The sequence below is a fragment of the Halorubrum persicum genome (assembly GCF_002727125.1).
GTDB lineage: Archaea > Halobacteriota > Halobacteria > Halobacteriales > Haloferacaceae > Halorubrum > Halorubrum persicum.
In genome coordinates, this window is the sequence record NZ_NHOA01000149.1 from 33148 (window position 1) to 47535 (window position 14388).

The window sequence follows — 14388 nt, forward strand, 5'->3', positions numbered from 1 at the left end:
CGAGACCCCCGCGAATAAAAAGCACGTCGAAACCGCGATCCGGCAGCGTCCGTCTCCGATCCCCTTCGATCCGCCGGAAACCGCCCCGCGAACCGCGTCGCGACCGCCGATCGCCGGTCAGTCGTCGCCGGCGATCCACCGGATCGCCGGGTCGCCGTCGCCCCACGCTCCGTCGACGAACGCGCCTTCCAACGCTCTGGCGACGGCCTTCGGACGCTCCGGACCGCCCGCCGCCGCGACGCTTCCGACCGTGTCGGGATCGAACGGAACACCGAGCGCGTCGTACACCGGCGCCGTGGTGTCGGCGATACGGTCGGCGTCGCCTCTCGTGACGACCAGACAGCCGGCCACGAGCGCCGCGTCGCCGCGGACTCGCTGGGCGATCCCCGCGATCTTCCCGCCGCCTGCGGCGCGAACCGAGTGGTCGCCCGGACAGAACGATTCCGGCGGCTCACCTCGCGACACGTCCGCACCGAGGCCCCGTAACGCTTCGAGGACCGTCTCGGTCGCGCGCTCGTACCGGGCCGGAATCGACCCGAGAGTTCGGTCGTCCCCGCGACCGTCACCGAGCGGGAACGCGTGCGCGAACGCGAGCGTGTCGCCCGGATACACGACGGCGCGTCCCCCCACGTCGCGCTCGATCGGCGCGAACCCCCGCTCGGCGGCGAGCCGCTCCGCCCGGTCGAACCCCGACTCTCTGGCGTCGCGGCGGCCGAACGCGACCTGTCTGGGGGGCGTCCACACCCGGAGTCCGGGAGTCCCGTCCCCCGCGCGCGCAAGCAGCGTCGCGGTGTGCTCTCGGTCCGCACTGGGGCGTGGGTCGCGACCTCTGAGCACGCGCATGGGGATAGTGAAGGGGCGACCGAACAAGCCGGTTACGACGCGCGACAGACGCGCGTCGTCCGCGAACGGGAGCGGCTGCGAGCCCGTGACACAAATGTTTTGCCGGCTCTCTGACTGTATCTGGTAACGATGAGCGATCTCGGCGCGCTGCCGGTGCAGGCGTATCTCGCAGCCTGCCTGCTCGCCGGGATCATCGGGCTGGGACTCGGGTACGTCGCGTGGACCGACCGCGAGGAGCCCGGCGGCACCGAAGTCGCGCTCTACCTGCTCTGTGGCGGCGGAATATCGCTGCTGTACGCCGTCAGAGTCGCCGCCGCGAGCGAACTGGCCATGATCGTGGCGCTCAACCTGTCGACGCCGCTCGTCGCTGCGGTCCCCGGCGTCTGGATGGCGTTCGTGCTGGCGTTCACGGGCCACGACCGGTGGCGCACGGAGAACCGGACGGTCGCGCTCGCGGCGCCGGCGTTCGTCTGGGTGTTGACCGCCTGGTCGAGCGGGACGCACGGCCTCTCGCGCCGCTCGCTGACTGCCGTCGCCGACGGCCCGTTCACGCTGCTCTCCTTCGAACTTGGGATCGCGGACGCGGCGTTCCTGCTGTACGCCTACGGGCTGTGTCTCGCCGGCACGTTCGTCGTCGTCGATCTGTACCGGCGGACGGGGAACCGCTACCGGCTTCAGACGTTCGTGATCCTGCTCGGAACGCTGTTCCCGTTCCTTGGCGGGATCGTCACGGTCGTCGACCTGGGGAGCTACGCCAACCTCGCGTGGTTCCCGGCGGGGCTCGTGGTCCACGGCGTGTTCCTGTACGGGACCGTCTTCTGGCTCGGGACGCTCGACGCCGCCGTCGTCGCCCGCGACACCGCCGTGGAGGTGATGCAAGACCCCGTGATCGTCGCCGGCTCCGACGGCCGGATCCGGGACCTCAACCCGGCGGCGGAGGAGCTCCTGCCGCCGGACGCGGTCGGATCGTCGCTGTCGGACGTGTTCCCGCGCCTCGAGGTCGGCGTGGAACACCCGATATCGATCGGCGAGCGCCAGTTCGACATCCAAGAGGACCCGATCACGGACCCCCGCGGCACCGACCGCGGACACGTGTTCCTCCTCCGCGACGTGACCGAGCGGGAGCGCCGCCAGACCGAACTGGAGCGCCGTGAGTCCGAGTTAGAGCGGCAGAACGAACGGCTGGAAGATTTCGCGGGCGTCGTCTCCCACGACCTCCGGAACCCGCTCGCCGCGGCGACTGCGGCGGTGGAGCTCGCCCGCAGCGACACCGGGAGCAACGCGGACGCGCTCGACCGCGCCGCGAACGCCCACGAGCGGATGGACGACCTGATCGAGGGGCTGCTGTCGCTGGCGACCGCCGGGAAGTCGGTCGACGCCGTCGATCGCGTCTCGATCGACGGGACCGCCAGACGGGTCTGGTCCCGGCTCGAAACCGCGGCGGCGACGCTGTCGGTTAACGGGACGGACGTGCCCGTACTCGCCGACGGCGACCGGCTCGAACAGCTCCTCTCGAACCTGTTCCGCAACGCGATCGAACACGCCGGCGACGACGTGGCGGTGCGGGTCGATATCGAGCAGCGGGAGGACGGCGTCGCGCTCGCGGTCGCCGACGACGGTCCCGGCGTGCCGCCGGACCAGCGCTCGACGGTGACCGAACGCGGCGTCTCTCTCGCCGGCGGCACCGGGCTCGGGCTCGCCATCGTCGGCGACATCGCCGACGCGCACGGCTGGGAGCTCTCCGTCGAGGAATCGGCGTCGGGCGGCGCCCGTTTCGTGATCTCGGGGATCGAGCCCGCGAACGACTGATTCGGCGTGCGGACGGTCGTCTCGGAGATCGGTCGCGACGGGCGGCTCCGACGCCCACTTGCCCGTCGAGCCCGTCGATCCGATCCGATGGTCGTCACGCTCCCGCCGTCGGTGCTCGACCGCTACCGGCGGTTCTCGCGGTTCAACTCCCCGTATCCCGCACACGACGACGGCTGTGCGATCGACCTCTATCCGGACGGCGAAGCGGGGATCTCGCCGGTCGCCGGCGTCGTCCGCGAGACGCGGACCGTCGGCTGTCCGGACCGATCGTACGCAGCCGACGAGGACCACCTGATCGTCGTCGAACTCGACGACGACTGGTGCCGACGGGCGGGCGCGGCGCCCGGAACCCTCGCGCGGATCCTCCACGTGGTCCCGGCGGTGTCGCCCGGCGACCGCATCGCCGTCGGCGACGCGCTCGGTCCGCTGACGCGCTCCGGCTTCTTCGGGCGGTGGGTCGACGATCACGTCCACCTCGGGTTCAGACCGCCAGGGGCGAACGCGCTCCGAGCGAGCGGGTCGCTCCCGGTCGACGTCGACGTGCCGGTCGAGGGGGTCCGATGGGACGGAACCGGCACGGTCGTCGAACGGGGACCGACGCACGTCGTCCTCGACGCGCCGGTCCATCCGGCTCCCGACCGGCGGTTCGCGGCGCTCGCGAGCGACCGCGGGGTCCCCGTCGATGGCGGGTTGGCGCACTACGCGGGTGGCGGCGCGTTCGACGCGCTCGCGGACGGGACGGCGGTGTCGCTGTGGGGGACCCGCGTCGGCGTCGCGAGCGGACGCGGCCTCTCGTGGGACCCCGTCGACCTGCTCGCGAACGGCGACCGCGTGGTCGGGTTGTCGCTGTTCGCGGCCAGGGGCGACGGGCTCGGTGCGAAGGTCGTCTGCCCGGACAGCCAGTTCGAACTCGGGGAAGCCGTCTCGCTCGCGCTCTCTCCGAGCGACGATCCGATCCGGCTCGGCGTCGGGTGAGCTCGGCGGAACCGGCGGCTGCCGAGGCGTGTGGCGAACAGCCGGTGCGAACGCTCCGCCGCGGCGGTGTGCCGGGCTCCCGCCTCGGCCGCCGCGGGGCGACGGGTCAGGTCACGGGGCGGATGGCGCGGGATCGCCGATAAGGCGTCGGTGTTGGGGTCCTGCCGCGGTCCGTCCGTTCCCAACCTCCCAGCCGTTGTTGCGAGTTCCGGGGGCTACAAGCGGGGCGACGCCGACGGTGGGGTATGGACCGGAGCGAGGTCGAAGCGATGGAGCCGCTGCCGACGGAGGCGGTCGAACTCATCAAGCGGCGGATCGAGGAGGAGCACGGCTATCTCTCGTGGCTGAACACGTCTATCGACGTCGTCGAGCGCGGGCGGGTCGTCCTCTCGATCCCGTTCGACGACAAGTTGACGAACAGCGACGGCGGCACCATCCACGGCGGGGTGGCCGCCACGCTCGCCGACACTGCGGGTGGCATCGTCCAGCGTACCGCCTTCGAGGACCCGTTTTCCGGCGGCGTCTCGACGGTGAACCTCAACGCGAACTACCTCCGGCCGGCGACCGGCGACCTCCGCGCAGAGGCGACGGTCGTCAGGTCGGGCGGCTCGATCGGCGTCAGCGACATGACGGTCACCAGCGCGACGAACGGCAACACCGCCGAGGTCGTCGTCGGTCAGGGGTCGTTCCGGCTGTTCCGCGAGTAGCCCGGGAGGTCGGCGAGGATCCCGTCGCCCTCGCCGAGGCCGCTTCCGGCGTCACCGAGGTCCTCCAGCGCAGCCGCGAGCTCCTCGACCGCGGCGCGGTCGGCGCGGTCGGACGCGGCGCGGACGACGACCGGCTGTTCGCCGAGCGAGACGAACCCGCAGCCGAGCCGCTCCGCGGTCTCGCGGAGTCCGAGCCCGGCGCCGGCATCGCCGGCGAGAACCGTCCTCGCCGGGCTCTCGAACGCGCGGACCGTCAGATCGTAGCCGTCGATCCGGTCGGTGAGGTCGCGGCGCGACTCGTCGCGGTCGGCCGCGAGGTCGGCGAGCGCGTCGTCGAGGCTGCGGCGGAGCCCCGAGTCGGTCGACCGGTTCACGAAGCGGATGTCGCCGTCGACGAGGTCCGCGAGGTCCGTCACGCCGTCGGGGTTGCCTTCGGGGACGACCACCCCCCACTCGCGGCTCCATCCGCCGAGGTCGACGGCCTCGACGTCCCTGTCAGTCGGGCCGGCGACGACCGCCACGTCGGGCACGCCGTCGCGGAGTCGGCGGTGGCCCTCCCGAGAACCGACCGGGAGGTATCGGGGACGCTCGAGCCGGTCGAGCAGGCGATTGAGCGCCGGGTCGTCCTCGCCGACTCCGAGCAGCGTCGGCGGGCGAACGTCGGGCGAGAACAGCTGCACCGAGACGCGCTCGTCCCGGTCGAGGTACTCGGTGTCCGGGTCGACCGCGACGACGCCGTCGGCCTCGACGAGGCTCGTCGTCGCGCCCGACCCCTTATCGACCGGATACACGAGGGGGAGACCGCCGTCGTCCGGGTCGAGCAGTCCGACCGGCATCAGTCGCATGCGGCCCTCGCCGTAGCGCTCGGCGACGGCCATCTCCCCGTCCACGGCCGCCGTCGCGGGCTCCGGCCGACCGGCCGCCTCGCGGATCGCCGGCGCGACGAACGTCCGGAAGATCGTGAGCGCGGAGACGGGGTAGCCGGGGAGGCCGACGTACGCCGAGGATCCGGGCGCGTCCACGTCGTCGCGCCGGTCGAGCCGCCCGATCAGCATCGGTTTCCCGGGCTTGACCGCGACGCCGTGGAGCAGGAGGTCGCCGCGCTCCTCGATCACCCGGTAGATCACGTCGACCGCGCTCGCCGAGGTCGACCCGGACGAGAGCACGAGGTCGCACTCGTCGGCCGCGCGCCGGAGCAGCCGCTCCATCTCGTCGTAGTCGTCGCCGGCGTGCGGGTAGAGGACGGGCTCACCGCCCGCCTCCTCGACGCCGGCCGCGATCGTCGTCGAGTTCACGTCGTAGATCTCGCCGCGCGAGGGGTCGAGCGCCTCCCCGGGGCGAACCAACTCGTCGCCGGTCGACACGATCCCGACCCGCGGCGTCCCGACGACCGGCACCTCGTCGACGCCGAGCGCCGAGAGCAGGCCGATCTCGCGGGGCGTCAGGCGCGTCCCGGGGCCGAGCGCGCGCGCGCCGGCGGCGATGTCGGCGCCGGCGCTCATCACGTGGTCGCCCGGGGCGACGGCGGTCCGAACCGCGATTCGGTCGGTGTCGCCTCCCGCGCCGACTTCGTCCGTGCGCTCGACCATCACCACGGCGTCGGCGCCGTCGGGCATCACGGCCCCGGTGGATATCTCGGCGCAGGTCCCGGCGTCGACGGTCACGTCCGGCGCCGCGCCCGCGTGAACCGCCCCGACGAGGTCGAGTTCGGCCGGATCGGCCTCGTCGGCGCCGAAGGTGTCGCGGGCCCGGACCGCGTACCCGTCCATCGAGGCGCGGTCGAACCCCGGCACGTCGATGGCGGCGTCGATCCGCTCGGCGAGGACCCGGCCGCGCGCGTCCTCGAGCGGGACCGCCTCCGGCTCCGGCGAGAGGTCGAGCGAGTCGATCGCCTCGCGGGCGGCCGCCGGCGTCGCGAGGTCGCGGAACTCCTTGCGGTCGCTCATGGGCTCGCCTCCCACAGCTCCACGTCGACGACTTCGCCGGCGTCGATCCCCTCTCGCGGCTCGGGGACGACGACCCACCCGTCCGCGAGCGCGACGCTCGAGAGGATCCCCGAGCCGCTGGCGCGGGTCGGCGTGGCGGTGGGATGCTCCGCCGTTCCGTCGCCGTCCGGCTCGTCGGCGTCCGCCGAGAGCGACACCCGGGCGAACGTCCGGGTCCCCGGATCGCTCGGGATCTTCCGGGCGAGCCTCGCGCGCCGGGTCGGGAACGGCGCGGCGGTCGTCCCGCCGACGTGCTTCTGCAGCGGTCGGAGGAACTGCGCGGCGTTGACGATGCAGGCGACCGGGTACCCCGGGAGGGAGACGACCGGCGTGTCGTCGGCGACGCCGAGACACACCGGGTGCCCCGGCTTCAGGGCGACACCGTGGACGAGCACCTCGCCGACGGCGTCGACGACCTCCGGGAGCAGGTCGCGTTCGCCCACCGAGGACCCGCCGGTGGTGACGACCACGTCGGCGTCGAGGTCGTCCTCGATCGCGGCCGCGAGCGCGTCCTCGTCGTCGGTGACCACGTCGCGATACCGGGCCGTTCCGCCCCACCGCTCGACCAGCCGGGAGACCGTGAGCCCGTTCGTCTCGATCACCTCGCCGGGACCGGGGTCGGACTGGACCAGCTCCTCGCCGGTCGGGATCACGGCGACGGTCGGGCGCTCGTAGACGGGGACCGCGTCGAGCCCGACTGACTGCAGGAGCCCGAGATCGGAGGGGCGGAGGGGATGCCCGGCCTCGAAGAGCCGCTGGCCGTCCGCCACGTCCTCGCCCGCCTCGCCGACGTTCTCGCCCTCGGCGACCGCGTCGAACGTCTCGACCTCGTCGCCGACCGCCTCCACCTCCTCGATCATCACGACCGCGTCGGCGCCCTCGGGGACCGCGCTGCCGGTGTGTACCCGCGCGGCCTCGCCCGGCGCGATCGAATCGGCTTCGGTGCCGACCGCGCGCAGGACTGCCGGCGACCGACCCGATGCCCCGAACGTGTCCTCGGCGCGGACCGCGTACCCGTCCATCGCCGCGCGGTCGTAGTTCGGGACCGGCCTCGGCGCGTCGATCCGCTCGGCGACGACCCGCCCGTCCGCGTCGGCGAGCGGCGCCGACTCGGTCCGGCCGTGGGGCTCTGCGGCGTCGAGCAGCGTCGCCAGCGCGTCCGCGACGCGGGTCCGCCGTTTGAAGCCGGCCTCGCGTCTGTCGTGGCTCATGGCCGGTCGTTTCGCGCGCGCAGGCAAAAACCCGTCTCCGGCGGGACCGTCAGGTCACCCACGAGAGGACGCGCGCGGCCCGGTGGGTGCCCTGCGAGACGGCGACCCGGGCGGTCGAGACGGCCTCGGCGACGCCGCGGCGCGCGGCGGTCGCGCTCCGGATCGCTCCGGTCCGCGCGTAGTACCCCGACTTGCGGCCGGCCGCGCCGACGTAGTGTTTCGCCGCCATCCGGATCGGCGCGCGGCGACCGTCCACCCGCGTGGTCCCGTTCCGGATCGCGTCGAGCACGTCGTCCGCCGTGACGGCGTCGACCGACTCGCGCCCCTTGACCTCGACGTCGGTGAACGCGCGCCCGACGTACTCTAAGTGGTGCGCGTCGCTCGCGGCGACCCCCGGATAGCCGTACTTGGCGGCGAACCGCCGCGCGCGGCGGTTGCGATAGCCGGTGAACAGCCACGCGTTGAACACCTCGATCGCGTCGACCTCGGGGATCGGCGGGGCCACCGGCGATCCCCCGTCCCCGGCGGCGTCGACGCTCGCGCCGTTCGCCCCCGCCTCCCCGTCTTCCGCGCCCGGTACGGGGATGTTCCGCTCGCGGACGCCGTGCCGCGACCGCTGGAAGGGGTGCGGAACGATCGCGACGCCGCCGTGGTCGTGGATCCACGCGACCGTCTCGTCGTAGGGGCGCCGGCGCGGCGGCATGCGCTCGACGCCGATCGCGAGCAGGTGGCCGTGCGCGGTCGACACCTCCACGCCCGGGATACCGATCAGCCCGAACTCGTCGGCGATCTCGGCCGCGCGCTTCGACTCGCCGATCACGTCGTGGTCGGTGATGACCACCGCGTCGAGCCCGATCTCCGCGGCGTGTTCCAAGATGAGCTCCACCGGTTCGTGGCCGTCGTAGCTGTCGTCCGAGTGGACGTGGGGGTCGATGCTGACGGTGACGCGGGACACGGCTGGGGTAACGCCGGGAGACATATAAACGCGACCGCCGCGTCAGACGACCCGCCGCCGGCGCGTCAGACAAGGGTTAGGTACCCGTGGATGAACACGGACGTATGAGCGACCCGGAAGACGACGCGACGGGCGAGGCCGCGCCGGACGACGCCGACCAGGACGCCGACGTCGACGCGACCGACCGCGAGTACGTCGATCGCGCGATCGAGCTCGCCGAGGAGGCCGTCGAGATGGGGAACACCCCGTTCGGCGCGCTGCTCGTCCTCGACGGTGAGATCGTCGGCGAGGGTCACAACGAGACGCTGACCGAGGACGATCTGGCGGCCCACCCGGAGCTGACGCTCGCGCGGTGGGCCGGCCGCGAGCTCGACGCCGACGAGCGCGCACGCTGCACGATGTACGCCAGCACCGAGCCGTGCCCGATGTGCGCGGCCGGGATCCACTACGCCGGGATCGGCCGGGTCGTCTTCGGCGTCGCCGGCGAGACCCTCGACGAGCTCACCGGCGACGTGGTGTCGATCCCCTGCGCGGAGGTGATCCGGCGGGCCGACGGCGAGACGGACGTCGACGGACCGATCGCCGAGTCGGCCGCGATGGAGCTCCACGAGTCGGTGTACGGTGACGCGTAGCTCGGCCCAGCGAAGGGGGGCGCGGCACCGATGACCGGACCGCCGCCGGTTCTCGCGGTCGGCGCCGCGGCGATCGACGAGTGGTACGCCGTCAGCAACCTCCCCGAGCCCGACGGCGGCGCGTTCGCGAGGGAGGTGACGACCGCGTTCGGCGGCGTCGGCGCCAACGTCTGCGTCGCGCTCGACCGGCTCGGGCGCGAGGTCGGGCTCGTGAGCCGCGTCGGCGACGACGAGTACGGCCGGCGGGCCCGCGAGTACCTCGCCGACACCGGCGTCGACGCCTCTCGCGTCTCGGTCGGAGAGGACCCCTCGACGCGGTCGGTGATACTCAGCGATCCCGCGGGCGAGCGCGCCATCGTCACGGCGGGTGAGAGCTTCCGGCGCCTCCGGCTGGACGCGGCGGACCGCGAGGCGCTCGCCGCGACCGAGGCCGTCTTTCTCACCGGGTACACGCCCGACTCGGTCTCGCGGGCGGTGCTCGATGCGGTCGAGTCGGCCGCCGACCCGCCCGCGCTCGCCTTCGACCTCTCGGGTCCGGTCGAGGAGCTCGTCGGCCGCGGGACCGAGCCGGAGACGATCTACCGGCTCCTCCGCGCCGCCAACCTGTTCGTCGCCGGCGACGTGGCGGCCGCGGCCTACTTCGGCGGGCCGGACGCCGCGGTGGATCGCATCGCGGCCGCACAGCGCGCGCGCGGTGACCCCGATCGGTCATCGCTCGGCGGCGACGGCTGGCCCCGTGCGGTCCTCACCCACGGCGCCGACGGCATGACCGTCGTCGCCGACGGGAACGTCAGTGAGTACGACGCGTTCCACGTCGACCGGGTCGACGCGACCGGCGCCGGCGACGCGTTCGTCGCGGGGCTGATCGATCGGTGGTTCGCCGACGGCGGGCGTGTCGGCGTCGCCGACGGGGTCCGGTTCGCGGCCGCGGTCGCCGCGATCAACTGCACGTCCCGCTTCGCCCAGCGCGGACTCCCGACCCGAGACGAAGTGGAAGCGTTCCTCGCTGAGCGGGGACGCTGAGCGGAGCCCGGCGGCCGACGCACTGACGGGAGACCGGCTCGCCGCCGCTGACCCGGCTCACCGCACCTCGTCCGCCCGTGCGACGACCTCCGCCACCCGCTCGGCGTCGACCGGGGCGGTCGTCTCGCCGCCCTCCTTGAGCGCGGTGCCGACGATCGCGCCGTCGGCGACCGAGAGCACGTCGCCGATCGTGTCGGCGCGGACGCCGCTGCCGACGAGGACCGGCGTGTCGAGCCCGTGCGCGTCGCGGTCGTCGACGACGGCCTCGAGCGCCTCGGGGTCCATCGCCTCGCCGGTCCCGCGCCCCGAGGCGATCACGGCGTCGGCGAGCCCCCGCTCGGCGGTGTCGGCGAACGACTCCGCGGAGAACCCCTCGGCCGAGAGCGGCGCGGAGTGTTTCACGTCGGTGTCGGCGAACACGCCCACGCCGACGCCGAGCCGGTCGCGGAGCCGGATCGTCTCGTGGGCCTTCCCCTCGACGACGCCCTGGTCCGTGACCCGAGCGCCGGTGTGCACGTTCACCCGGACGTAGTCGGCGCCGACCGCGGCGGCGACCGACAGGGCCGCGTCCGCGTCGTTGCGGAGGACGTTGATCCCGAGCGGGAGGTCGGTCTCGGCCGCGATCGCCGTCGCGGCCCGCGTGACGCCCGCGACGACGTGTTTCGGCGCGTCGTCCGGATAGAACGGGGCATCCCCGAAGTTCTCGACCATGATCCCGTCGACGCCGCCCCGGTCGAGCGCGCGGGCGTCGGCGGCGGCGCGGTCGAGCGCGTCCCGCATCGCGGTCGCACCGTCGTCCGGCGCCTTCGGCGCTCCCGGGAGGGGCGGGAGGTGTACCATGCCGATCACGGGCGCGCGGGTTCCGAAGGTGGCCTCGAACTCCATGATGTCGACCGAAGACCCCCGCGGCGCATAAGTCTCACCACACGGGGGTCGTCCGCGCCGCGCTCCGCCCCCACCGTTTAGCCGCTCGGGCACGAACGGGCCTCCGAACGATGGGGATCGATGTCGACGATCCGGACCCGGTCGACCGCACCGGCGAGGTGACGCTCGTCCTCTCGCTGGGCGCCGCACGGCGGCTCGCGGAGCCGGAGGCGACGCTCGCTGACGCGCGCGAGTGGAGCCGCCACGTCGGGATCGTCGCCAACGACGCGGACGCGGTCGAGCGCTTCGTCCGCGAGACGGGAGTCGAGAACGACTACGCGCTCCGCAACTGGGACAAGTGGGGGACGCTCGAAGACGTCTACGAGGAGACCGACGCTCCGCGGGCGGTGTTCGTCGGCGCGTCCGACGCGAACCGGCGCGTCGCCACCCACGTCGGCTTCGAATACCTCTCGATCGACGAGGCGGCGGAGAAGGCGGATTGGGCGCTGTCGGAGCCCGAGCGGTCGAGCCAGTCGGGGATCGTCGGTCGCCTGTGGCGGGCGGTAGAGAAGCGGTTGGACTGAGCGCCTCCGGCGAGAACGCGCGGTTCGCGTCGCGTCGCTACCGCTCCAGTTCGACGGTCAGATCGGTCGCGATCCACGCGTCCGTGTTCCCCTCCTCCGTGAACACGGTGCGTTCCGGCGAGCAGCGACTCGCCTCGACCCGCGGCCGTGCGTCCGACGACTCCTCGACCTCGTGTTCGATCCGGTCCCCAGCGGTCATTACCGTTGGGTCAGGGGAGCGGGGGGTTATAGGTTTCGGTCGACCTAAACCTCGAAAACCGACGGGGGCAGTTCGGCGGCGATCCGGGTGGGGGACCGGAGCCCATTACCCCGTGGCCACCGTCGGCCGATATCATGCCCGACTCGCTTTTCACCCCGTTCACGCTGCGCGACACCGAGTTCCGGAATCGCGTGATGCTGTCGCCGATGTGCCAGTACTCCGCGGACGACGGGCTCGCGAACGACTGGCACCGGGTCCACCTCGGTTCCCGGGCCGCCGGCGGGGCGGGAGTCGTGATGACCGAGGCGACCGCCGTCGAGTCCCGCGGCCGCATCACCCCGGCCTGTCTGGGAATCTGGTCCGACGAGCACGCCGAGGCGATCGAGCCGATCGTGGAGTTCGTCAAATCGCAGGGCGCGACCCCCGGGATCCAGCTCGCTCACGCCGGCCGGAAGGCCTCGCACCGGCCACCGGCCGAGGGCGGTGCCCCCATCCCCGCCGACGCCGAGCAGGGGTGGGAGACGGTCTCCGCGACCGACGCGCCGTACCCGGACCCGGACGCCGACGAGGACGAGCTGGCGGCGACCCGCCGGCTGGACGACGCGGGCATCGCCGGGGTGACCGACGCGTTCGCCGCCGCCGCGGAGCGCTCGCGGGACGCCGGCTTCGAGATCGCCGAGGTCCACGCGGCCCACGGCTACCTGCTCCACCAGTTCCTCTCGCCGGTCACCAACGACCGCGACGACGCGTATGGCGGGAGCTTCGAGAATCGCACCCGGCTCCTCCGCGAAATCGTCGAGGCCGTCCGCGACGTCTGGCCCGACGGGAAACCCATCTTCGTCCGCATCTCCGCGACCGACTGGCTCCCCGACCGCGACTCGTGGGACGCCGACGACTCGGTGCGGCTGGCACCCCTGCTCGCCGAGGCCGGCGCCGACCTGATCGACGTCTCCGGCGGCGGGATCCACCCGGACCAGCAGCTCCCCGGAACGGGGCCGGGGTATCAGGTGCCGTACGCCGAGGCGATCCGAGAGGCGACCGACGTGCCGGTCGCCGCCGTCGGCGGGATCACGGAGCCGACCCACGCCGACGCCCTCGTCCAAAACGGGCGGGCGGACCTCGTCGCGCTCGGCCGGGAGCTGCTCCGTCACCCCTACTGGCCGCTGGAGGCCGCCCACGAGCTCGGCGCGGACGTTGAGTGGCCGGTGCAGTACCGGCGCGGGCAGTTCGACTGAGGGGGACGCGCGGGACTCCCTCGCACGGGCCGGGAAGACTTATTCCGCTCCCGCGAGCCGACCGGACATGGAGTACCGAGAGTTCCCCGACGAGCGCGCCGACGAGTTCGACGCGTTCATGCGGTACGCGTTCTCTCCGGCGGAGGGGCCGTACGACCCCGAAGAGGCAGACGACCACGACACCATCGCGGAGACTCGTGGGCTGTTCGCCGACGGCGACCCGGTCGCGGTCTGTGCGCACCACTACTTCTCGCTGCGGCTTCGAGGGGCGGACCGCGAGGTCGCGGGGCTCTCCGCCGTGGCGTCTCCCCCGGAGCACCGCCGGCAGGGAAACGTCGGTCGCATGCTCCGCGAGTCGCTGGCCGAGTACCGCGACCGCGGTGTCGACGTCTCGACGCTGTGGCCCTTCGAGTACCCCTTCTACGCCGGCTACGGGTGGGCGACCGCCTCCCGCTATCGCCTCCTCACCGCGCCGCCGGACCAACTCGGGTTCGTCGACGACCTGATCGCGACCGACGGCGAGGGGGCGGGTGCGTTCCGCCGGCTCGACGGGGACGACTACGCGGCCGTGAAACCGGTGATCGCGGCGGCGGCCGACCGCTACGACCTGACGATGGACTGGACCGAGGAGTGGTGGCGCGAGCGCGCCCTTCAGGGGTGGAACACCGACCCGTTCGTCTACGGGTGGGAGCGCGACGGGGAGCTCCGAGCGATCTGCCGGTACTCCTTCGACGACGACGCGGACGACGCGGACGACACCGTGATGCGCGTCTCCGACGTCGTCGCCGCGGACGACGAGGCGTGGTTCCAGCTCCTCCGGCTCTTCCGCAACCACGACTCGCAGGTCGCCGAGGTCCGGATCCGCGCCCCGCCGGACGCGCCCGCCCTCGACCTCGTCGAGGACCCCCGCGCCATCGACTGCAAGCTCCGGGCCGGACCGATGGTCCGCCTCGTCGACGTCGCCGCCGCCCTCGAGGCGCTGGACCCCGACCCGGCGATCGAGACCGCCTTCTCGCTGTCGGTCGCCGATCCCCTCGTCGACTGGAACGACGACACCTTCCGGGTAGGCGTCGCTGCCGGGGCGGTGACGGTCGAGTCGGCGGCCGGCGGAGCAGACGGAGCCGACGCCGCGGTCGACATCGGGAGCCTCTCGCAGCTGTACGTCGGGTACGCGTCGGTCGACGAGGCGGTCCGGAGCGGCGGACTCGCGGTCGATTCCGGGGTCGCCGCCGACCTACGCGCGCTGTTCCCGCCGCGGACGACGCACCTGCGCGAGGGGTTCTGAGGCGGTCGGTGCGGGCGCCCGTCTTCCCCGTCTCGTCTCCCCCGGGCGGGCTTTTTACCCGCGGACCGCCTACGACGCGAC

14 protein-coding genes are annotated in these 14388 nt (G+C 73.2%); 8 read left to right on the forward strand and 6 right to left on the reverse strand.

The genetic code is table 11. The features are described from left to right. Window positions 1–117: 117 nt before the first annotated feature. The gene (locus tag DJ69_RS16395) at window positions 118–843 is read right to left on the reverse strand and encodes a lipoate--protein ligase family protein (RefSeq protein ID WP_099256597.1); all 726 of its coding nucleotides are present in this window, start codon (window positions 841–843) and stop codon (window positions 118–120) included. 129 nt (window positions 844–972) lie between these two features. On the opposite strand from DJ69_RS16395, the gene DJ69_RS16400 reads away from it, so the two are divergent. The 3 genes from DJ69_RS16400 to DJ69_RS16410 all read left to right on the forward strand — a co-directional run bounded on the left by DJ69_RS16400 (window position 973) and on the right by DJ69_RS16410 (window position 4334). Further along, entirely contained in the window at window positions 973–2652 is a 1680-nt protein-coding gene (locus DJ69_RS16400; protein WP_099256598.1) for a sensor histidine kinase, read from the forward strand. Window positions 2653–2739: 87 nt separating this feature from the next. After that, entirely contained in the window at window positions 2740–3627 is an 888-nt protein-coding gene (locus tag DJ69_RS16405) for a hypothetical protein (RefSeq protein WP_099256599.1), read from the forward strand. A 245-nt stretch (window positions 3628–3872) separates the two neighbouring features. Further along, window positions 3873–4334: a PaaI family thioesterase gene (locus tag DJ69_RS16410; protein WP_099256600.1), complete on the forward strand. Its 462-nt coding sequence runs from the start codon at window positions 3873–3875 to the stop codon at window positions 4332–4334. Here the strand turns inward: DJ69_RS16410 and DJ69_RS16415 are convergent. Genes DJ69_RS16415 through DJ69_RS16425 form a run of 3 tightly spaced genes read right to left on the reverse strand, consistent with a single transcriptional unit; the run spans window position 4304 to window position 8485 of the window. Next, window positions 4304–6280: a molybdopterin biosynthesis protein gene (locus DJ69_RS16415; protein ID WP_099256601.1), complete on the reverse strand. Its 1977-nt coding sequence runs from the start codon at window positions 6278–6280 to the stop codon at window positions 4304–4306. The genes DJ69_RS16410 and DJ69_RS16415 overlap by 31 nt on opposite strands. Beyond that, the gene (locus tag DJ69_RS16420; RefSeq protein WP_099256602.1) at window positions 6277–7530 is read right to left on the reverse strand and encodes a molybdopterin molybdotransferase MoeA; all 1254 of its coding nucleotides are present in this window, start codon (window positions 7528–7530) and stop codon (window positions 6277–6279) included. Before DJ69_RS16420 ends, DJ69_RS16415 begins: the two co-directional genes overlap by 4 nt. Window positions 7531–7579: 49 nt before the next feature. After that, entirely contained in the window at window positions 7580–8485 is a 906-nt protein-coding gene (locus DJ69_RS16425) for a CehA/McbA family metallohydrolase (protein ID WP_099256603.1), read from the reverse strand. Between the two features lie 104 nt (window positions 8486–8589). Between DJ69_RS16425 and DJ69_RS16430 the strand changes: the two genes are divergently transcribed. Beyond that, the gene (locus DJ69_RS16430) at window positions 8590–9117 is read left to right on the forward strand and encodes a nucleoside deaminase (protein ID WP_099256604.1); all 528 of its coding nucleotides are present in this window, start codon (window positions 8590–8592) and stop codon (window positions 9115–9117) included. A gap of 30 nt (window positions 9118–9147) precedes the next feature. After that, window positions 9148–10140: a carbohydrate kinase family protein gene (locus DJ69_RS16435; RefSeq protein ID WP_099256605.1), complete on the forward strand. Its 993-nt coding sequence runs from the start codon at window positions 9148–9150 to the stop codon at window positions 10138–10140. Window positions 10141–10197: 57 nt separating this feature from the next. Here DJ69_RS16435 and DJ69_RS16440 read toward each other — a convergent pair whose 3' ends face one another. After that, complete coding sequence (locus DJ69_RS16440) at window positions 10198–11025, reverse strand: BtpA/SgcQ family protein (protein ID WP_099256606.1); 828 nt, start codon at window positions 11023–11025, stop codon at window positions 10198–10200. 110 nt (window positions 11026–11135) lie between these two features. On the opposite strand from DJ69_RS16440, the gene DJ69_RS16445 reads away from it, so the two are divergent. Next, window positions 11136–11588, forward strand: a complete 453-nt coding sequence (locus tag DJ69_RS16445; RefSeq protein WP_099256607.1) for a DUF7124 domain-containing protein — start codon at window positions 11136–11138, stop codon at window positions 11586–11588. 37 nt (window positions 11589–11625) lie between these two features. Here the strand turns inward: DJ69_RS16445 and DJ69_RS18580 are convergent, their stop codons facing one another. Beyond that, the gene (locus DJ69_RS18580; protein WP_180271852.1) at window positions 11626–11787 is read right to left on the reverse strand and encodes a hypothetical protein; all 162 of its coding nucleotides are present in this window, start codon (window positions 11785–11787) and stop codon (window positions 11626–11628) included. Between the two features lie 134 nt (window positions 11788–11921). Between DJ69_RS18580 and DJ69_RS16450 the strand changes: the two genes are divergently transcribed. Together DJ69_RS16450 and DJ69_RS16455 are read left to right on the forward strand one after the other, a co-directional pair. After that, window positions 11922–13022 (forward strand): NADH:flavin oxidoreductase/NADH oxidase, encoded by a 1101-nt coding sequence (locus DJ69_RS16450; protein ID WP_099256608.1) that lies wholly within the window; start codon window positions 11922–11924, stop codon window positions 13020–13022. Between the two features lie 67 nt (window positions 13023–13089). Then, window positions 13090–14307 carry a GNAT family N-acetyltransferase gene (locus DJ69_RS16455; RefSeq protein ID WP_099256609.1) on the forward strand — a complete coding sequence of 406 codons (1218 nt, stop codon included), beginning with the start codon at window positions 13090–13092 and terminating at the stop codon, window positions 14305–14307. The last annotated feature ends 81 nt before the right edge of the window (window positions 14308–14388 follow it).